General features: G+C 60.7%; 18 protein-coding genes. 10 read left to right on the forward strand and 8 right to left on the reverse strand.

The window, feature by feature from the left end:
* Window positions 1–26: 26 nt before the first annotated feature.
* A complete protein-coding gene (locus tag KZH41_RS09125) occupies window positions 27–800 on the reverse strand; it encodes a transporter substrate-binding domain-containing protein (RefSeq protein WP_263274713.1) in 774 nt (257 codons plus the stop codon).
* A gap of 414 nt (window positions 801–1,214) precedes the next feature.
* On the opposite strand from KZH41_RS09125, the gene KZH41_RS09130 reads away from it, so the two are divergent.
* The 5 genes from KZH41_RS09130 to KZH41_RS09150 all read left to right on the forward strand — a co-directional run bounded on the left by KZH41_RS09130 (window position 1,215) and on the right by KZH41_RS09150 (window position 5,946).
* The gene (locus KZH41_RS09130) at window positions 1,215–2,585 is read left to right on the forward strand and encodes a glutamine synthetase family protein (protein ID WP_263274714.1); all 1,371 of its coding nucleotides are present in this window, start codon (window positions 1,215–1,217) and stop codon (window positions 2,583–2,585) included.
* A gap of 175 nt (window positions 2,586–2,760) precedes the next feature.
* Complete coding sequence (locus KZH41_RS09135) at window positions 2,761–3,360, forward strand: class I SAM-dependent methyltransferase (protein WP_263274715.1); 600 nt, start codon at window positions 2,761–2,763, stop codon at window positions 3,358–3,360.
* A gap of 122 nt (window positions 3,361–3,482) precedes the next feature.
* Entirely contained in the window at window positions 3,483–4,616 is a 1,134-nt protein-coding gene (gene rnd / locus KZH41_RS09140) for a ribonuclease D (RefSeq protein WP_242154956.1), read from the forward strand.
* Window positions 4,613–4,906, forward strand: a complete 294-nt coding sequence (locus KZH41_RS09145) for a YcgL domain-containing protein (protein ID WP_083359595.1) — start codon at window positions 4,613–4,615, stop codon at window positions 4,904–4,906. Before rnd ends, KZH41_RS09145 begins: the two co-directional genes overlap by 4 nt.
* Before the next feature lie 107 nt (window positions 4,907–5,013).
* On the forward strand, window positions 5,014–5,946 hold the full coding sequence (locus KZH41_RS09150) for a D-2-hydroxyacid dehydrogenase (protein WP_094949886.1): 933 nt from the start codon (window positions 5,014–5,016) through the stop codon (window positions 5,944–5,946).
* 105 nt (window positions 5,947–6,051) lie between these two features.
* Here KZH41_RS09150 and KZH41_RS09155 read toward each other — a convergent pair whose 3' ends face one another.
* Window positions 6,052–6,636: a nitroreductase family protein gene (locus KZH41_RS09155; protein ID WP_083359593.1), complete on the reverse strand. Its 585-nt coding sequence runs from the start codon at window positions 6,634–6,636 to the stop codon at window positions 6,052–6,054.
* Between the two features lie 153 nt (window positions 6,637–6,789).
* Here KZH41_RS09155 and KZH41_RS09160 point away from each other — a divergent pair, with 153 nt between their 5' ends.
* Both KZH41_RS09160 and KZH41_RS09165 read left to right on the forward strand, forming a co-directional pair.
* On the forward strand, window positions 6,790–7,239 hold the full coding sequence (locus KZH41_RS09160; protein ID WP_094949885.1) for a YcgN family cysteine cluster protein: 450 nt from the start codon (window positions 6,790–6,792) through the stop codon (window positions 7,237–7,239).
* 15 nt (window positions 7,240–7,254) lie between these two features.
* The gene (locus KZH41_RS09165) at window positions 7,255–8,475 is read left to right on the forward strand and encodes a hypothetical protein (RefSeq protein ID WP_242154958.1); all 1,221 of its coding nucleotides are present in this window, start codon (window positions 7,255–7,257) and stop codon (window positions 8,473–8,475) included.
* A 1,292-nt stretch (window positions 8,476–9,767) separates the two neighbouring features.
* Here KZH41_RS09165 and KZH41_RS09170 read toward each other — a convergent pair.
* The 3 genes from KZH41_RS09170 to KZH41_RS09180 all read right to left on the reverse strand — a co-directional run bounded on the left by KZH41_RS09170 (window position 9,768) and on the right by KZH41_RS09180 (window position 11,189).
* Complete coding sequence (locus KZH41_RS09170; RefSeq protein ID WP_094953866.1) at window positions 9,768–10,109, reverse strand: DUF2892 domain-containing protein; 342 nt, start codon at window positions 10,107–10,109, stop codon at window positions 9,768–9,770.
* Window positions 10,110–10,177: 68 nt separating this feature from the next.
* Complete coding sequence (locus KZH41_RS09175) at window positions 10,178–10,645, reverse strand: RNA methyltransferase (RefSeq protein ID WP_003189607.1); 468 nt, start codon at window positions 10,643–10,645, stop codon at window positions 10,178–10,180.
* 169 nt (window positions 10,646–10,814) lie between these two features.
* Entirely contained in the window at window positions 10,815–11,189 is a 375-nt protein-coding gene (locus KZH41_RS09180) for a YajD family HNH nuclease (protein ID WP_003210675.1), read from the reverse strand.
* A 151-nt stretch (window positions 11,190–11,340) separates the two neighbouring features.
* Between KZH41_RS09180 and KZH41_RS09185 the strand changes: the two genes are divergently transcribed.
* Window positions 11,341–12,255, forward strand: a complete 915-nt coding sequence (locus KZH41_RS09185) for a ParB/Srx family N-terminal domain-containing protein (RefSeq protein ID WP_263274716.1) — start codon at window positions 11,341–11,343, stop codon at window positions 12,253–12,255.
* A gap of 553 nt (window positions 12,256–12,808) precedes the next feature.
* The gene (gene rarD / locus KZH41_RS09190) at window positions 12,809–13,693 is read left to right on the forward strand and encodes an EamA family transporter RarD (protein WP_094953864.1); all 885 of its coding nucleotides are present in this window, start codon (window positions 12,809–12,811) and stop codon (window positions 13,691–13,693) included.
* Window positions 13,694–14,858: 1,165 nt separating this feature from the next.
* Here the strand turns inward: rarD and KZH41_RS09195 are convergent.
* The gene (locus tag KZH41_RS09195; protein WP_058411058.1) at window positions 14,859–15,545 is read right to left on the reverse strand and encodes a spermidine synthase; all 687 of its coding nucleotides are present in this window, start codon (window positions 15,543–15,545) and stop codon (window positions 14,859–14,861) included.
* Between the two features lie 78 nt (window positions 15,546–15,623).
* On the opposite strand from KZH41_RS09195, the gene KZH41_RS09200 reads away from it, so the two are divergent.
* A complete protein-coding gene (locus tag KZH41_RS09200) occupies window positions 15,624–15,908 on the forward strand; it encodes a hypothetical protein (RefSeq protein ID WP_083359588.1) in 285 nt (94 codons plus the stop codon).
* On the opposite strand, the gene KZH41_RS09205 is transcribed toward KZH41_RS09200, so the two are convergent.
* A complete protein-coding gene (locus KZH41_RS09205) occupies window positions 15,905–16,378 on the reverse strand; it encodes a cyclic nucleotide-binding domain-containing protein (protein WP_094951186.1) in 474 nt (157 codons plus the stop codon). The genes KZH41_RS09200 and KZH41_RS09205 overlap by 4 nt on opposite strands.
* A gap of 70 nt (window positions 16,379–16,448) precedes the next feature.
* A complete protein-coding gene (locus KZH41_RS09210; protein WP_242154964.1) occupies window positions 16,449–18,503 on the reverse strand; it encodes a S9 family peptidase in 2,055 nt (684 codons plus the stop codon).

Genomic DNA, 18,503 nt, shown 5'->3' on the forward strand with positions numbered 1-18,503 from the left:
TTGGCAACAGCGTAGACGGTTCTGGCTCAGGGCGCCGCGAGCCACTGATTGACGATGCCGCTGTACACGCCGGTGGCGACGCTCAAGTGCAACCACTGGTCGACGTAGCTTTTCCACGCCACATCATCGCGGGGCAGCAGAAAGGCTTTTTCGCTGTACTGCATCTGCTGTTCAGGGTTGACGGCACACAGCCCAGGCTTAAGCTTTTGCTGGAAGCGCGCTTCGCTGGCGTCGGTGATCATCACGTCGGCTTTGCCCGCCAACAATTCGTCGAAAATCGTCACGTTGTCGTGCAGGCGAATCTGCGCCTGGCCCAGATGAGCGCGGGCAAAGACTTCGTTGGTGCCGCCCGCCGGTTCGATCACCCGCACCTGCGGCTGGTTGATCTGCTCGACGGTCTGGTAGCGCTGTACATCAGCGCAGCGCACCAGCGGAATCTTGCCATCCACGCCCAGGGCCTGGCTGAAGAAGGCTTTTTTCTGGCGTTCCAGCGACACCGAAATACCGCCCACGGCGATGTCGCAGCGTTGGGCCAGGAAGTCCGGCATCAGGGTTTTCCAGGTGGTCGGCACCCAGGTGATTTTCGCATTCAAGCTTTTGGCCAGTGACTCAGCCATGGCAATGTCGATGCCTTCATAACGGCCATCGGCGCGCAGTGACGTGTAGGGCTTGTAGTCGCCGGTGGTGCAGACGGTGAGCGTGCCGCGCTGCAGCACTTCATCCAGGCGCGATGGCGCGGTGTCGGCCAGGGCGGTGGTTGCGATACTCGCCAGTACACACAGGGCTAGGGGCGCTTTCATGTGGTCGAGTCCTTAGGGCATGATCGGGGGCGGTCATTATTTCCAGCAGCGCGCTCAGGTAGCAAGGGTCGCGCAATGTTTAGCCAGTTTGCAACCAAACTCCATCAACCCTGAATTTAACCACCTATCCAGGCGTGTGAGGCTGCCGGGCATCTACCTCATTGTGAATCCTGCATGGACGGTTCCCCCGACACTCACCCCGCGACGCTGCCTGGCGCATTAGTGCCGAGCTGTCCGACGGTTGTCGAGGCACTCCCCTCCGAGCTGGCCTTCTGGGCCTTGTTCCACTGCCGACACGCGCGCCCACCCGATACTGCTCTCCTACGTTGATCTGCCCCATGGATGACGCGCACCTGTGCGCATCTGCCCGGCGGTGCCTGTGCGCCCGCCTGCCGCAAACGTATGAGAATTCCAATGAGTGTTTTTGCCAGCCTGCACGAAGCCCAATCTTTCCTTGAGCAGAACCCGGACGTTGAGATGTTCGAGCTGTTTATCCTCGACAACAACGGCGTGCCACGCGGCAAGTTGCTGCACCGCGATGAGTTGTTGGCGGTGTACGAAAGTGGCCGGCCGTTACCCAGCACCATCCTTGGCCTGACGATTAACGGCGATGACGTGGAAAACTCCGGGCTGGTGTGGGACGTCGGCGATATCGACTGCCGCGCCTACCCGATCAGCGGCAGTTTGCAGCGCATGCCGTGGCGCCTGATCCCGACGGCGGCGGTGCAAGTCAGCATGCACCCCACCGAAGGCCTGCCCGCCACCGTGGCCGACCCCAGGCATTTGCTCGCCAAGGTGATCGACGGCTTAAAGGCCGACGGTTATTACCCGGTGATGGCGGCAGAGCTGGAGTTTTACCTGCTCGACCAGAAGCCCGACAGCAACGGCCGACCGCAACCGGCACGGGATGTGGACGGTAATCGCCCGCGCTCGACCCAGGTGTATGGCCTGCGCGAACTGGAGCAGATCGAGCCGTTCCTTGCCGACCTTTATAGCGCCTGCAAACTGCAAGGCATCCCGGCGCGCACGGCGATTTCCGAATACGCGCCGGGCCAGGTTGAAATCACCCTGGAACATCGCTTTGATGCGCTGCAAGCCATGGACGAAGCGGTGCGCTATAAACGGCTGGTCAAGGGCGTGGCGCATAAACACGGGATGACTGCGTGTTTCATGGCCAAGCCCTTTGATGACTTGGCGGGCACGGGCATGCACATGCACGTGAGCCTGGCGGACGTCCACGGCAATAACCTGTTCGCCAGCGAGTCTGCCGATGGCACGCCGCTATTGCGTCAGGCGGTGGGCGGTATGCTCAGCACGTTGCTCGATTCGTTGCTGATGTTCTGTCCTAACGCCAATTCCTACCGTCGCTTTCAGGCCAACAGCTATGCGCCGCTGGCCGCCACTTGGGGGGTGGATAACCGCACGGTCAGCTTGCGCGTGCCCGGCGGGCCGGCCAATTCCCGGCACATTGAGCACCGTATCTGTGGTGCCGACGCTAACCCTTACCTGGCGGCCGCTGCGATTCTGGCTGGCATCCACCGGGGTATCCGCGAACAGCGTGACCCTGGTGCTCCGGTGGAGGGCAACGGGTATGCCCAGGCCAAGGAATTGCTGCCGACTGACTGGCTCACCACTTTGCGTACTCTGGAAGGTTCGAGCTGGGCGCGGGATGCGTTTGGCGGTGAGTTTCTCGGGGTGTACCTGGCGGTGAAACGCGCTGAATATCGCCAGTTTATGGGGGAGGTGGGGGAGCAGGATTGGCGGTGGTATTTGCATCAGGCGTGAGTCTGTGTGGGGGCGCTGGGGGCTTATCCGTTGCTGCAGCAACGGATAGGTACTCAGCGCACCGCCAAACGCGTGCAATCTCAAGTCATTCACGGCTTCGACCTTTTTTTCACGTTGCAGTCGTTAAGCTGCGAATCAAGGTCGTTCACTACCGTTCCACACACATGAGCCCGTGATGTCGTCACCTACTCCATCCTCTATCGAGACTGAATTCGCCGAGCGCTGTGACCGTGAGCATGCCAGGGTCTGCGGCGACACACGCCCGCCAGCGCTGCTCAAGCGCCTAGCGGCCTGGCGCGATGATCGGTTGGTGCGCCAGGCATTGAAGGTGGCCGGCGAGCCGGGGCTGATCCTCGACCTGGCCTGTGGCTCTGGCCGGTTCTGGCCGGTGTTGGCCGAACACATCAACCGGGTGATCCTGGCCTCGGACAACTCCCAGGCCATGCTCGACCACGCGTACACCCACCATCCGGCGTCATTGCTCAAGCGCGTCAAAACATTCCAGGGCTCGGCGTTTTCCATCGGCCTGTCGGCGAATGCGGTTGACTGCATTTTCTGCCTGGAATTGTTTCGCCATGTACCCAACAGTGACGGGCGTTTGGCGCTGCTGCGCGAGTTCCACCGGGTCAGCCGCGACACGGTGATCGTTTCCGTGAATGCGCATACGCCTGTCGAGGGCGAGTTCCGCCAAGCGGGTTTCAACATACTCAACCATCAGGAATTCCTGCCGGGCTCCAAGCTGTGGCGGGTCTACGTCCTGCGTAAGAGAGGCTAACTCCTGCCTGTCCGACTATTCTTCATCTCTTGTCGGAGTTTTCATGATGGTGTGTGCACTGCGGATGCTCGCAAGGGGCTTTCGCGATATATACTGCGCGCCATTCTTCAAGGGAGAGCCGTGTGGCCATCGATATTCACTGGATCTGCGACAACGATAGCCTCGGCCAGCATTGCGCCGAATGGCAGCAGTTGCCATTCGTCGCCCTCGACACCGAATTCATGCGGGTCGACACCTTTTACCCCATTGCCGGGCTGATCCAGATCGGTGATGGCGTGCGCGCTTACCTGATCGATCCCCTGACCATCGACAACTGGCAGCCCTTGGCCGCCTTGCTGGAAAACCCAGCGGTGATCAAGGTGGTGCACGCTTGCAGCGAAGACCTGGAAGTGTTGCTGCGCCTGACCGGCAGCCTGCCGGTGCCGTTGTTCGACACTCAATTGGCGGCGGCTTACTTGAACCTCGGTTTCTCCATGGGCTACTCGCGCCTGGTGCAAGCCGTGCTGGATATCGAGTTGCCCAAGGGTGAGACCCGCTCGGACTGGCTGCAGCGGCCATTGTCCGAGACCCAAGTGAGCTACGCCGCCGAAGACGCGGTGCACTTGGCCGAGGTCTACATCCGCCTGCGCCCGAAGCTGTCAGACGACAAATACGCTTGGGTGCTGGAAGACGGCGCCGAACTGGTGGCCAACCTGCGCCGCGAGGTGGACCCGTACGAGGTGTACCGCGACGCCAAGTTGGCGTGGAAACTGTCCCGCGCCCAGCTCGCCGTGCTGCGTGAGCTGTGCGCCTGGCGCGAGCAGCAAGCCCGCGCCCGTGACCTGCCGCGCAACCGTATCATTCGTGAACACTCGTTGTGGCCCCTGGCCAAATCCCAGCCGGATAACCTCGCCGCGCTGGGCAAAATCGAAGACATGCACCCGCGCACCGTGCGTCAGGATGGCCAGTTTCTGCTGGACCTGATCAAACGTGCCGGCAGCGTGTCCATGGACCAATGGCCACCCGCCGTGGCTGAACCGCTGCCGGTGGACGCCGCCACGCTGATCAAGCAACTGCGTACCTTGGGCCAGGCCGAAGCCGAACGCCTGGACATGGCGCCGGAGCTGATGCTGCGCAAGAAAACCCTCGAAGCCCTGGTTAAAAGCGGCTACCCCGATGGGCCTTATAAATTGCCAGACTCGCTGCGTGGCTGGCGCCGCGAGTTGATGGGCCAAGCGCTGCTCGACAGCCTGGCCACTGCCGGAGAACAGCCTTGAAACGTATTTGCTCCATCTACCGCAGCTTGAAAAAAGACGGGATGTACCTCTACGTGCTGAAAAGCGATGCGCTGGAGCGTGTGCCGGAACCGTTGATGGAAGCCTTCGGCAAGGCCCATCTCGCGTTCGAGATGATCCTGACGCCAGAGCGCAAGCTGTCCCGTGAGGACATCACCGTGGTCCTGGAAAACCTCGACAAGCAGGGCTACCACCTGCAAATGCCACCGGCCGAGGACGAGTACATCGAGCACTTGCCCGAAGAGCTGTTGCGCCGCAACGACCCGATGTGATCGGACAGTGCCCTGCCCAGGGCACATTCTTCAATGCAAACGTATAAGTGGGTGGTGGCCGTAAGGATGCGGGCGGCCGTCTGCAGTGTTTTTGAAAGGTTTGAACCATGCGTGTTCTGATTGCTGAACAGGATTACCCGCTCTACGCTCAATTGCTCAGTGAAGCGGCACCGGACGTCGAGGTGCTGACCAGCGGCGATTCAGCCGAATTGTCGCGCCTGGCCGCCGATTGCCCGGTATGGCTGGGCCAGCCGGATCTGCTCGCCACCTTGTTGCGCCAGGGGCACCAGCCTCAGTGGCTGCAATCGACCTGGGCCGGTGTCACGCCGCTGCTCGCCGATGGCTTGCCCCGCGACTATCGCCTGACCCGCGCAGTCGGCATTTTTGGCCAGGTCATGGCTGAATTCGTCCTCACCTACATGCTCGGCCACGAGCGCGAAGTGCTCGCGCGCCTGGTCAGCCAGGTCGAGCGCAAATGGGACAACCGCATGGGCCAGAGCCTGGCGGGGCGCAAGGCGCTGATCGTCGGCACCGGCGATATCGGCCAAAGCGTTGCCGACTTTCTGCTGCCGTTTGGCGTCAAGCTTTACGGCATCGCCAGCTCCGCGCGTGAGCAGGCGCCGTTTATCGAAGTGGCCGGGCTGGATCAGCTGGGCCGCCTGGTAGGCGAGGTGGATTATGTGATCAACCTGCTGCCGAACACGGCCAACACCCATGACCTGTACGACGCGGCGCTGTTCAAGCAATTCAAGTCGACCGGGTTGTTTATCAACGTTGGGCGTGGCGTGGCCGTGGTCGATGCGGATCTGGTCGAGGCGTTGAAAGAAGGGCATTTGGCTGGCGCTGTAATCGATGTGTGCCGCCAGGAACCCCTGCCGCAACGTCATCCGTTCTGGACCGCCTGGGGTCTGTTGTTGACCGGGCACAGTTCCGCGCCGACCTCGCCGAGCATGATGGTGGAGTTGTTTGTGCAGAACCTGCGGGCTTATCAGGCCAAGGAAGCATTGCGCGGCGAAGTGGATTTCGAGCGCGGTTATTAATGTGGGGGCGGGCTTGCCCGCGATGACGGTGTACCAGCCTGCCATGCAGTGACTGGCCCACTGCTATCGCAGGCAAGCCCGCTCCCACAGGGATTTCAGTAAGGCTTACAGGCTGAAGTCACCTTCCGACACCAGCTCGCTCAGCGGCTTGCGCGGGCTTGGCGCTTCACGCCCTTGCAGGTACTCCGGCAAGCTCGACTTGTCCCCCAGCTTGCCCACAGCCACCGCCGCGTGCAGTGCATAACCGGCTGGAATCTTCAGCTCTTTGCGGGTCAGTTCCTGATCGAAACCGGCCATGCCGTGAGTATGCCAGCCGCTGAGGCTGGCTTGCAGCGCCAGGTGGCCCCAGGCCGAACCGGTGTCGAAGGTGTGCCACAGCGCCGGGGTTTCTTCGGTGGCGCCGGGGGCGGTGAAGTCGGTTTTCGAGGCGATGATCACCAGGGCCGAGGCGTGTTGCGCCCAGCCGCGGTTGAATTCATTGAGCAAACCCAGGAAACGCTCCCAGTCCGGCGTGTCACGGCGCGCGTAGAGAAAACGCCATGGCTGCGAGTTGTAAGCCGACGGCGCCCAGCGCGCGGCTTCGAAAAAGCTCAGCAGGGTGTCCTGCGGGATGCTCTCGCCGGTAAAGGCGCGGGGCGACCAGCGTTCGGTGAACTGGGTGTGGATCGGGTAATCGGCAACGCGTGTCATGGGCTGTTCCTGATCGTCAATTCGGCGCTCAAAGCTACTGCGCGGCCACTAGACTGACAAGTGTTGTTACACCGCCAGTCGTAAGCGCTTGGCCCCAGAGGCCGTGGGCACTAGACTGGCGGCCTTTTCACCTACCGATACTGATGTAGAGCCATGGCCGCCAAAGTCGAACCTTTCTGGATACGCAAAACCCTTGATCAGCTCGACCAGGAGGAATGGGAGTCGTTGTGCGACGGCTGTGGCCTGTGCTGCCTGCAAAAGCTTGAGGATGAAGACGACAACAGCGTCTATTACACGCGCATCGCCTGCAAACTGCTGGACCTGAAAACCTGCCAGTGCACCGACTACCCCAACCGCCGCGCCTCGGTGCCCGACTGTATTCAGCTCACCCCGGGCCAGGCCGACCAGTTCAAGTGGCTGCCGCCAACCTGCGGCTACCGCCTGGTCAGCGAGCGCAAGGACCTGCCACTGTGGCACCACTTGGTCTGTGGCGACCGCGATGCCGTGCACCACGAACGCATTTCCCAGTCCGGCCGTATGCTCGCCGAAGGCAGCGTGCCTGAAGATGACTGGGAGGATTACCTGATCTTTCGCGCGGGCTGAAAAAAAGGAGTGTGTATGACGGTGGTAACCAAGCTGGCGGCCTCTTTCGTGTTGCTGGCGCTGAGCCTGCCTGCGTGGTGCGCGAAGAAAGTCGACCTGGACTACCACGTCAAACTGCTGCCCCAGAGTGATCAGGCCGAGGTGCGTGTGAGCCTGTCCCAAGGCTCGGCGGTGCGCAGCCTGGACTTCGACCTGGGCCGCGATGGCGACTACAGCGACTTCAAGGCCGATGGCCAATGGAAAGTCACCGGTCACCGTGGGCTGTGGCAGCCCAGCGCCGACAAGGCCAGCCTGACCTACCGAGTGCGCCTCACCCACGCGCGCAAGCCAGGCCTGTATGAAGCGCGGATGACGCCGAGCTGGGCGCTGTTTCGGGGGGAAGACCTGGTGCCGGCTGCACGGCTCGACCAGCAGGACGGCATTGAGCTGGTGTCGCGCCTGATGTTCGAGCTGCCGTCAGGCTGGAAAAGCGTCGAAACCGCCTGGCCGCGTATCGGCAAGAACAAATTCCGTATCGACAATGTTTCCCGCTTGCTCGACCGGCCCACCGGCTGGATGCTCGCCGGCACCCTCGGCAGCCGCCGCGTGCGCCTGGGCGAAACCGAAGTCACCGTGGCTTCGCCCAAGGGCCAGGCCATGCGTCGCATGGATGTGCTGACATTGCTGACGTTCGTTTGGCCGCAGGTTGAGGCGGCGTTCCCGCGTCACCCGGCCAAGCTGCTGGTGGTGGGCGCCAGCGACCCAATGCGCCGTGGCGTGTTCTCGGCGCGCGACTCGATCTACCTCAACAGCCGCACGCCGTTGGTCAGCGAAAATGGCAGCAGTGCATTGATCCGTGAGGTGGTGCAAGCCATCGGCCGTTTCAACGACCACGACACCAGTGATTGGATCAGCGAAGGGCTTGGCGAGTACTACGCCATTGAACTGCTACGCCGCGCGGGCGGGATCACCGATGAGCGCTACGCGGCGATCCAGGCGCGGTTGGCCAAGGAAGGCGCGCAGGTTAGCACTCTGCGTGGCGAACACATCAGTGGTGCGACGGTGGCGCGGGCGGTTGTGGTGTTGCAGGAGCTGGACCGCGAGATCCGTGTGAAGACCCACAACAAGCGCTCGCTGGATGACCTCGCGCAGGCGGTGATGCGGGCGAACAGCATCACCACGGCGGAGTTTGTGCAATTGGCCGAAAGCGTGATCGGCGAGTCGTCGGTGGTGTTGGATACCAAGCTGCTGCGCTGATTTCCATCCATGCGCAAATTAAAAATGGGGGAGGGCTTGTGTGGGAGCTGGCTTGCCTGCGATAGCCATGGGTATCTATGCAACTTTTTGTGTAGCTTTTAGCCTGTGATGGTTTAGGTAGATTGAGTACATATCCGTTGCTGCGGTAACGGCTGCTTAGGGTTCCGCCCTTACGGCGGGTCACTTTGAAAAAGAGCCCCAAAAGTAACCAAAGGGCTCTTGCCCCACCACTCGGTGCCTCGCCTAGGCTCGGCATGCCCTCACTCCGGCTTGAATCCGTGGGCCGCCGCGATGGGCCATCCTTGGCCCAGCGCGGCTAACCCGGCGTCCTGCCGGGTTACCCACGGATTCAAGCCTGCGTTCGGCCATCGTGGTTAACGGGGCGCCTCAGATCAAGATCAAGATCAAAAGTAAGAGCACGGCGGCCTGGTAGCCGACCTGAGTGGTTGAAGCAAAAGCAGGGCAAAGGCACAGCAGCACACTCTCCGTCTGATGTACCGAGATCCCAATGTGGGGGCGGGCTTGCTCGCGAAGGCGGTGGGTCAGTCAGCTCATATATAACTGACCCACCGCCTTCGCGAGCAAGCCCGCTCCCACAGTTTTGACCGAGTTCGGCAGCCAGCACCGCAGTGCTCTGCTTTTCTGTGGGAGCTGGCTTGCCTGCGATGCAAGCACCTCGGTGTGTCAGGCATAACCAGCCGATGCCATCGCAGGCAAGCCAGCTCCCACATTAGATTGAGTTCAGTTTCAGAGATCAGGTCGGCTGTCAGGCCGCCTCGGTTTTGCTTTTGATTTAACCACTCAGGTCGGCTACTAGGCCGCCGTGCTCTTGCTTTTGATCTTGATCTGAGGCGCCCCGTTAAACCACGCTGGCCGAACGCAGGCTTTGAGCGTGGGTAAACCGGCAGGACGCCGGTTTAGCCGCGATGGGCCAAGGATGGCCCATGGCGGCGGCCCACGCCCAAAGCCGGAGTGAGGGCACACCGAGCCTAGGCGAGGTGCCGAGTGGTGGGGCAAGAGCCCTTTGGTTACTTTGGGGCTCTTTTCCAAAGTGACCCGCTGTAAGAGCGGAACCAATATCGGCCATCACCCAAATAACGGATATGTACCCAGCGCCGCCGCGACAACCAAAGAACTCAACCCATAAAAAGATGGGTAGATACCTATGCTGCGATAGCATCACCGCGGTGTAACTGATACACCTCGGTGCCTGCATCGCGGGCAAGCCCGGCTCCCACACAAGCCCTCCCACATTTGGATCTCCAATATTTTGGAGAGTGGGTTCAGCCTGATTATTTGGTGGCTTTCTCGGCCGCCACTTCGGCCTTGGTCTTCAGGTTTTTCAGCTCTTCCCCAGCGCGCTCGATCTTCGTGCGCACGCTGTTCATTTCCTGGCGGCCCTGTTCCAGCTTGTCTTTGAGCGAACTGTGCCCGGTGACCCCGCGCACCAGCGCCACACCGCCAATCGCCACCTGGATCAGCCCGAAGATCCCGCCACGGCGCAGGCCTTTGCCGACCATCATCACGCCGCCGGCCACCGAGCCGATGCGCTCCCAGCCGTGCACGTTTTGGCTGGGTTGGGTTTCAAATGGCGCGTGTTCGATGATAGGTCGCAGGTTTTTGCTGTCGCTCATGGTCTGTCTCCAACAAGGGCAAGTGATAAGTAGCTGACTGTTTGCGGGCGCCGGATGTTCCCGAAAAATCAGTACTTGGGGCCCGAGCGGGTGTTATTGCCCTTGGCCAGGCGGTCGTAGAGCACCACGTTGACGGTGGCAGCGAGGTTCATGCAGCCGGTGGTCGGGATGTACACCACGTCTTCGCACCAGTCGCGGATCTCTTTGTCCAGCGAGCCGTCTTCGGGGCCGAAGATATACAGCGCACGGTCGGGGTGGGTGTATTCGGGCAACGGGCGGGCGCCTTCGACCAACTCCACGGCGACGGGGATGCAGCCTAACGGCAGAATCTTTTTCAGGTCATCGATGCCGATCAGCGGAATGTCGTGGTGGACCTTCTTGGTGTCGGTGATGAAGTCCCGGGCGCGCTCGTAACGCACGCCGGTGTAGAACACCGAGGCCACGCCGTAGCAGCCGGCGGCACGCATCACCGAACCGACGTTTTCGGGGGATTTGGGGTTGTACAAACCGATGCAGCTGTAGCGTTTATTGCCCACGGGGAAGGGTGCCTTGGAGAAAAACGGCGATTATACGGCCTTGGCGTGATGGAGTGCTTGGGCCATCGCCGTCGCGGGCAAGCCCGCTCCCACATTTTGGCGGTGTGAATACAGTCAAATGTGGGCGCTGGCTTGCTTGCGATGGGGCCCTGACAGGCAAAGAAGAACCTCAGTCGTCCTTCTTCATCAACCCCGCCAACGCCGCAAACGGGTTGTGCGTGGCCTTGGCAATCGTCGGGCTGCTGGTGGAGCCTTCGCCGAAGTACTGCTGGTCGGTGTAGCGCGAGTGTTCGTTGTCATGGCAGTACAGGCACAGCAACTCCCAGTTGGAACCGTCCTGGGGGTTGTCATCATGATTGTGGTTGCGATGGTGTACGGTCAGCTCGCTCAGGCGCTTGCCGGCGAATTCACGGGCGCAGCGGCCGCACACGTGCGGGTACATCTTCAAGGCTTTGTCGCGGTAGCCCATTTCCCGGTCGCGCTGGGCATCGGCGAGGATGCGGTCCAGCTTGGCAGTGTGGGAGGGCGGGTTGGTCGAGCTCATCATGGCTCCTGGCTATTTGGTGGGTCACGGATAACGTTGATTCTAGCCGCTCGCGAGGTAAATGACTGCTGGCTTTTTCAGCAGCAGTACCGCCTGGCGATGGCAGTCGTTTGTAGTATCGGCTCACTTCACTCACAAGGATCTGAAACCTATGCGTTTATACACAGGGACCGTTGCGCTGCTGTTCAGCCTGCTGGCGGCTCACGCCCAGGCGTTCTCGACGCCAAAACCCGGCCAAGTGATCGAGGTGTCCCTCGAACAACTGCACCCCACCCAGGCCGTAGTGGGCTTCGACCAGATTTATTACAGCTTGGGCTTGTTTGCCGACAAGAAGGCCAAGGTGTTCGATGAATACTGCGAAACCAATGGCCAGGGCGCCGCCGACAACGTGCCGAAAAAGGCCGACCTGCAGCAACCCGCCAGCTTCACCTGCAAGGACCCGGTGGGCACTCACCCGCAGGACATGAAAACCGTGGTGGTCGGCCCCGGTGGCCTGTTGTACCTGACCGACGGCCACCACAGCTTCACCACCCTGTGGGAAGTGCCCGGTGGCGGCCCGCAGCTGAAAATGTGGGTAAAGGTCACCGACGACTTCAGCAACAGCCCCAACATCGCCACCTTCTGGCAGCGCATGGAGGCGGCGCGCAAGGTCTGGCTCAAAGACAATCAAGGCCAAACCCTGCCGGCGCAGCAACTGCCGGCGCACCTGGGCTTCAAGAACCTGCAGGACGACACGTTCCGCAGCCTGGTGTACTTCACTCGCAAAGCCGCCTACGGCAAGCCGGAGGATGGCGCGATTGCACCGGAGTTTCTGGAGTTTTACTGGGGCAACTGGCTGCGCACACAGATCGACCTGAGTGCCTTCAACCTGAACAAGAAGGATGGCTACAAGACCGCGGTCGAAGCCGTCGCCCAGCGCATGGTCATCCTGACGCCGGGCTCGCGGGTCGGCGACAGCGGCTTCACCGCGCATCAATTGGGCGGCTTCACCACACTTAATCGCAGCGAGTTGGAGAATACGCTCGAAAAGAAAGTGCCGTACGTTATCGACAGAAGAGGTCAGTAATTAGCCTGGGGCGTATGGCGGCTAAATATACAGTAAGCGTGCGGCAGATATCGAACTAAATGCCGTGGGGTGGTTAAATAAGAAAAAAGTTATTCGCGGGCTAGAAAGTGTTGGACTAACTTTGTCAGCTTCTTTAATGTGGCGTCTCTTGGCCTACTGCCGTTAGTGTGTTCGGTGGTGGTGCCAGGTTCTCCAACCCTCAGGTCTTACCTGACGACTGTGAAGGTCCCGCAGCGCGGGGCTTCCCAACCCGACATCAACCTATGCGGCGGATGTCGTGGCGTTTCAAATCAGCGGCACTCGTCCAGCGTGTGCTGCTTCCAGTGACTGAAGTCAGGCGGGTTAAAGTGTCTGATGATTGTCGTGAGAATAATAAAAAAATCGACGTGCTCTGTATGTTTATAACTGTATGGCTCAGGTTTTATACTGTGTATGAGTTATGAGTTTTCGGTGCCCGTTAATAAAGTTCTGATGGTTGTCTTGCGTGTACTCGCGCCGGTGAGTGCGCCTGCTTGTTTCAATTAAATAAATGCAATCTGTTATAGAGGCTGTTGTGTCTAAAGGTGTTGTTCTGGCGGTGTCCGCTTCCTTCCTGTTTGGCGTGCTGTATTTCTTTACCTCCCTTCTTGATCCCTTGGATGGCCAGCAGATATTCGGCTGGCGAATGCTCATCTCGTTGCCGTTCATGACGCTGCTGCTGTGCCTATCCGGGGATTGGAAATGGGTGCCGCTGATCTACCAGCGATTGCGTGCAAAGCCCGCCTTGCTGCCCTGTGTGCTGGTGACCAGTGCGTTGGTGGGCGTGCAGTTGTGGATCTTCATGTGGGCCCCGCTCAATGGGCACGGCCTGGATGTGTCGCTGGGGTACTTCCTGCTGCCGCTGACCATGGTCATCACTGGGCGTATCGTCTATGGCGAACGCCTTTCACATTTGCAAAAGATTGCCGCTGCGTTGGCTGCGGTGGGTGTGGCCAATGAGTTGTATCGCACGGGCGGGTTCTCCTGGACCACCTTGGTGGTGTGCGTGGGCTACCCGCTTTACTTCGTCCTGCGTCGGCGCTGCGGCACCGATAACCTGGGCGGGTTATGGTTGGACATGACGCTGATGGTCCCTGTGGCGCTGTGGTTCGTGCTCAAGGATGGGTCAATCAGCGAGACCCTGGGGCAGCGCCCGGCGCTGTATTGGCTGGTACCGTTGATGGGCTTGGTCAGCGCGGCGGCCGGTTATTCCTACATCATGGCCAGTCGCTTGTTGCCGTTCAGCCTGTTCGGCTTGCTCAGTTATGCCGAGCCGGTGCTGTTGGTGGCGGTCTCGCTGATGCTGGGAGACGCGCTCAAACCGGGCCAATGGATGACCTACCTGCCGATCTGGTTGGCAGTGGTGGTGCTGGTGTTGGAAGGCTTGAGGCATTTGAGCCGACTGCGCCGGTCGATCTGAGCGACGGCCCGCGCAGTGGTTTCATTCGGGAGGCATAGGTATCTACGCAACTTTTTGTGTTGCGCTAGGGTTTTTTAGGTAGATATGAGTACATATCCGTTGCTGCGGTAACGGCTGCTTAGGTTCCGCTCTTACAGCGGCTCACTTTTGGAAAGACCCAAAAGTAAGCAAAAGGTCTTTGCCCCACCACTCGGTGCCTCGCCTAGGCTCGGCATGCCCTCACTCCGGCTTGAATCCGTGGGCCGCCGCCATGGGCCATCCTTGGCCCATCGCGGCTAACCCGGCGTCCTGCCGGGTTACCCACGGATTCAAGCCTGCGTTCGGCCATCGTGGTTAACGGGGCGCCTCAGATCAAGATCAAGATCAAGATCAAAAGCAAGAGCACGGCGGCCTAGTAGCCGACCTGAGTGGTAGAAGCAAAAGCAGGGCAGAAGCACAGCAAAAGCAAGGCAGTGCACTCTCTGCCTGATGTACTGAGATCCCCAATGTGGGAGCGGGCTTTGCTCGCGAAGGCGGTGGGTCAGTCAGCTCATGTGTAACTGCCCCACCGCCTTCGCGAGCAAGCCCGCTCCCACACTTTGACCGAGTTCGACTGCCAGCACCGCAGTGCTCTGCTTTTCTGTGGGGCTGGCTTGCCTGCGATGCAGACACCTCGGTCCATCAAGTACACCGAGTTGATGCCATCGCAGGCAAGCCAGCTCCCACATTAGATTGAGTTCAGCCTCCAAGATCAGGTCGGCTAGCAGGCCGCCTCGGTTTTGCTTTTGATTTAACCACTCAGGTTGGCTACTAGGCCGCCGTGCTCTTGCTTTTGATCTTGATCTGCTTTTGATCTTAGGCGCCCCGTTAAACCACGATGGCCGAACGCAGGCTTTGGGCGTGGGTAAACCGGCAGGACGCCGGTTTAGCCGCGATGGGCCAAGGATGGCCCATGGCGGCGGCCCACGGTCCAAAGCCTGCGTGAGGGCACACCGAGCCTAGGCGAGGTGCCGAGTGGTGGGGCAAGAGCGTTTTGGTTACTTTTGCGCTCTTTCAAAAGTGACCCGCCGTAAGGGCGGAACCCATAGCAGCCGTTACCCAAATAACGGATATGCACCCCGCGCCCCCGCGACAACCAAAGAACTCAACCCATAAAAAGATGTGTAGATACCTAGGCCCGGGAGGCCTAGCCCTTGAGCTTCTCGGCAATCCAGATGGTGTGGCGGGTGCCCTTGTTGCCGTGGGCAAACACCTGCACTTCTTCGGCCTTGAAGCCGGCCTTGCGCAATTTGTCGCTGAACAGCTTGTCGGCGCTGGCCGACCACACCGCCAGCACGCCCTTGGGCCGCAGGGCTTTGGCACAAGCGGCCAAGCCACCGGCGGAGTACAGCCAGCTGTTGGCTTTTTGCGTGAGGCCTTCGGGGCCGTTGTCGACGTCGAGCATGATCGCGTCAAAGCCCTGGGGCTCGGCCTGCAGCACCTTGGCCACGTCTTCCATACGGATCACGGTGCGCGGGTCGAGCAGCGGGCGGCCGGACTTTTCCCCCAGCGGCCCACGGTTCCACTCCACCACGCCGGGCACCAGTTCGGCGACCACCACTTCGGCGGTCTTGCCCAAATGCTTGAGCGCCGAGGCCAGGGTAAAGCCCATGCCCAAACCGCCGATCAGCACTCGCGAACCCGGGCGCCCGGCGACTTTTCGGCAGGGAATCTCCGCCAGCGCGTCTTCGGAGCCGTGCATGCGCGTGTTCATCAACTGGCCGCCGTCACCGCCCTGGATCTTGATGACAAAATCCTCGCCGTACTCGAACAGGCACAAGGCACCGCCGTTATCGGGGATCGGGGTGGTGTCCAGCAGAACGAAACGTTTCATGGAAATCTCATTGGGAAGGGCATTCTTGCGCGGTTGGGAGTAGCCTTACGACATTCCGGTCAGGCCATGGAGCCATCGATGAAGTGCAGCATTCTAACGGTCATTGTGCTTGGCGCGCTCACATTGGGTGCGGCGCAGGCTCAGGAGTTGCAAACCGTGCCGGTCGCACCCGCGCCAACCCCAGGTGCGCCGGGTACGCCAACACCGACGTTGTACCCGCAAGTCACCCCGCCTGTGGCGCCCAAGGCCACCGCCAACGGCTCACCAGCACTGGTGCCGATCGTGTTGCCCACGCCGCCCAAAGACCAGAGCGTGCCCGGCCTGCTGCAAAATGACAGCAAGCCGAAGACGCCCGGCGGTTAAAACTGTTGCGAGAGTAGTTGCCCGTCGGCCATGCGCAGGCGCTTGGACAAGGCTATCGCAATCGCACGGATGATCTTGGCCGCAACCCTGGGCGCTTCGTTGAGCATTTTTTCCAGGGAATCCTTGCCCAGGTTCAACAGCACGCTGTCACTTGCCGCGATACAACTGGCCGAACGCCGCTCGCCATCGAGCACCGCCATTTCGCCAAAGGCCCTGCCACTGCGCAGGGTGGCGATGGTCAGGCGCTGGCCTTCGTGATTGGTTTTCTGCACGGCCACCTGGCCGCTGTGGAGGATGCACATGAACGTGCCGGCATCGCCCTCAAGGAAAATCACCTCATCGCGGGCAATGCTGCTGATATTGAAGTAGCCGGCGGCGACGTGAAAGTCTTCCGGCATCAAGGCGTCGAACAGGCCGCAGTCCATGAGCATGTCGCGGATTTCATTGTTCATTAATGTCGGTAATGGCATAGCTGCAATCTTGGTCCATCAATCAAGTAGGCGGTCTGTGTGTTCAGACAGGGCCGCCACACTAAGTTCCTTAAACCAGCCCTAGCGCCTTGAACACAAATGCATATTCGAGCGCTACGTCACGTAATCCCTGGTAACGACCGCTCATCCCGCCGTGGCCAGCGCCCAATTCGGTCTTGAGCAACAGCAGGTTGTCGTCCGTCTTGGTGTCACGCAGCTTGGCCACCCACTTGGCCGCTTCCCAGTACTGCACACGGCTGTCGTTGTAACCGGCGATCACCAACGTGGCGGGGTAGGCCTGGGCGCTGACATTCTCATACGGCGCGTAGGCCTTGATGCGTTCATACACTTCAGGCTCTTCAGGGTTGCCCCACTCGTCGTACTCGGTGATGGTCAGCGGCAGCTCGGGGTCGAGCATGGTGTTGAGTACATCGACGAACGGCACTTCGGCAATCGCCGCTTGGAACAAGTCCGGGCGTTGATTGAGCACCGCGCCGATCAACAGGCCGCCGGCACTGCCGCCGCTGATGGCCAGTTGTTTTGAGGTGGTCAGGCCCTCGGCGATCAAGTGCTCGGCGCAGGCGATGAAGTCGCTGAAGGTGTTCTGTTTGTGTTCCTGCTTGCCGTTGCGGTACCAGGCTTCACCCAGTTCGCCGCCGCCGCGTACATGCGCGATGGCAAACGCCACGCCGCGGTCCAGCAGGCTTAGGCGTGCATGCGAGAACCACGGGTCGAGGCTTTGGCCGTAAGCGCCGTAGCCATACAGGTACAGAGGCACAGGCTTGCCGAGCTGGTCGCGCTTGACCACCAAGCTGATCGGCACCTGGGTGCCATCGGCAGACGTGGCCCACAGCCGCTGGCTGACGTAATCGTCGGCATTGAACACACCGAGTACCGGGGTTTCCTTAAGCACCACTTGCGCGCCGCTCGCCAATTCAAGCTGGCGCACCTGCGCCGGACGGTTCAGGGCTTCATAGCGCAGGCGGATCTTGTTGCTCGCAAATTCCAGACTGTTTTGTACGTAAAGGCTGTAGGCGGCGTCGGGTAATTCCACGCGATAGGCCGGCAAGCCTTGGGGATGCACTTCGATCACCGGCAGGCCTCCGATGCGCAAGCTCAACGTCATGGCACTGGCGTTCAGGCTGACGCCGTCGAGCATCACCTCATCGCTGTGGGGGATCAGGTTCTGCCACTCATCCTCGGTCGGCACGTCGCCAATGTCGGTAGCCACAAACAGTGCGTAGTTGATGCCATCACGGTTGCTACGGATGAACCAAGTCCACGCGCCATTCAGTTGGCCGTGGTCGACATCGTATTCATGGTCCTCGACCCGCGGTGCCAGGCAGGTGAAGTCCAGGTGTGGCAGGTCGGCGTCCAGCGCCCAAATTTCGCTGGTGGTCTTGCTGCCCAGGGCCAGCAGCAACTGGCGTTCGGAGCTGGAGCGGTAGCAATGCAAGAAGAAACGCCCGTCGGGCTCATGGAACACTTCCTGCGCCGCCGTGCCGTCCAGGCGGTAGCGGTAGAGCTTGTGCGGGCGATGGGTGTCGTCCAGCTCGCCGAAAAACAGGGTCAGGCTGTCATTGGCCCAGGTCATGCTGCCGTCGCAGTCCTGGAACTCCAGTTCGCTGACCTTGCCGTTGGCCAATTCCTTCACGTACAGGGTGTAAATCTCTTCACCGCTGGTGTCGAGGCTGTAGGCCAGGCGCTGGTGGTCGGGGCTGATGCTGAACGTGCCCAGGGAGAAAAAGCCGCCATTGGCCAGCACGTTGGGGTCGAGCAGCAGTTCTTCGCTGCTGTCGTCCACCACGTTGCTGTCATCTGCCGGGCGGCGGCAGCGGTAATGACGGGCGTATTCATCACCGGCGGTGGTGCGGGTGTAATACAGGTACGGTCCCCACGGCGAGGGCAGCGACAGGTCGGTTTCGAGCATGCGGCCCTTGATCTCTTCGAACAGGCTTTCGCGCAGTGCCTGCTGGTCGGCGAGCTGGGCTTCCTGCCAGGCGTTTTCGGCGTTGAGGTAATCAAGCACTTCAGGCGTGTCACGCGCTTGCAGCCAGGCGTACGGGTCCTGGCCTTCGGCCTTGCGGGCAATCGGGGCGGCAGTGATGTGGGTCGGTGAAGGCAT

It is taken from the genome of Pseudomonas sp. YeP6b (assembly GCF_025642995.1).
GTDB lineage: Bacteria > Pseudomonadota > Gammaproteobacteria > Pseudomonadales > Pseudomonadaceae > Aquipseudomonas.

What these genes read in the sequence shown, in the direction of transcription:
- KZH41_RS09210 (WP_242154964.1), bottom strand. Translation starts at nt 18,503, where the DNA reads ATGCCTTCACCGACCCACATCACTGCCGCCCCGATTGCCCGCAAGGCC.
- KZH41_RS09150 (WP_094949886.1), top strand. Translation starts at nt 5,014, where the DNA reads ATGCGTGTTCTGATTGCTGAACAGGATTACCCGCTCTACGCTCAATTG.
- KZH41_RS09200 (WP_083359588.1), top strand. Translation starts at nt 15,624, where the DNA reads ATGAAGTGCAGCATTCTAACGGTCATTGTGCTTGGCGCGCTCACATTG.
- KZH41_RS09170 (WP_094953866.1), bottom strand. Translation starts at nt 10,109, where the DNA reads ATGAGCGACAGCAAAAACCTGCGACCTATCATCGAACACGCGCCATTT.
- KZH41_RS09195 (WP_058411058.1), bottom strand. Translation starts at nt 15,545, where the DNA reads ATGAAACGTTTCGTTCTGCTGGACACCACCCCGATCCCCGATAACGGC.
- KZH41_RS09160 (WP_094949885.1), top strand. Translation starts at nt 6,790, where the DNA reads ATGGCCGCCAAAGTCGAACCTTTCTGGATACGCAAAACCCTTGATCAG.
- KZH41_RS09180 (WP_003210675.1), bottom strand. Translation starts at nt 11,189, where the DNA reads ATGAGCTCGACCAACCCGCCCTCCCACACTGCCAAGCTGGACCGCATC.
- KZH41_RS09125 (WP_263274713.1), bottom strand. Translation starts at nt 800, where the DNA reads ATGAAAGCGCCCCTAGCCCTGTGTGTACTGGCGAGTATCGCAACCACC.
- KZH41_RS09205 (WP_094951186.1), bottom strand. Translation starts at nt 16,378, where the DNA reads ATGCCATTACCGACATTAATGAACAATGAAATCCGCGACATGCTCATG.
- KZH41_RS09130 (WP_263274714.1), top strand. Translation starts at nt 1,215, where the DNA reads ATGAGTGTTTTTGCCAGCCTGCACGAAGCCCAATCTTTCCTTGAGCAG.
- KZH41_RS09155 (WP_083359593.1), bottom strand. Translation starts at nt 6,636, where the DNA reads ATGACACGCGTTGCCGATTACCCGATCCACACCCAGTTCACCGAACGC.
- KZH41_RS09135 (WP_263274715.1), top strand. Translation starts at nt 2,761, where the DNA reads ATGTCGTCACCTACTCCATCCTCTATCGAGACTGAATTCGCCGAGCGC.
- KZH41_RS09165 (WP_242154958.1), top strand. Translation starts at nt 7,255, where the DNA reads ATGACGGTGGTAACCAAGCTGGCGGCCTCTTTCGTGTTGCTGGCGCTG.
- KZH41_RS09185 (WP_263274716.1), top strand. Translation starts at nt 11,341, where the DNA reads ATGCGTTTATACACAGGGACCGTTGCGCTGCTGTTCAGCCTGCTGGCG.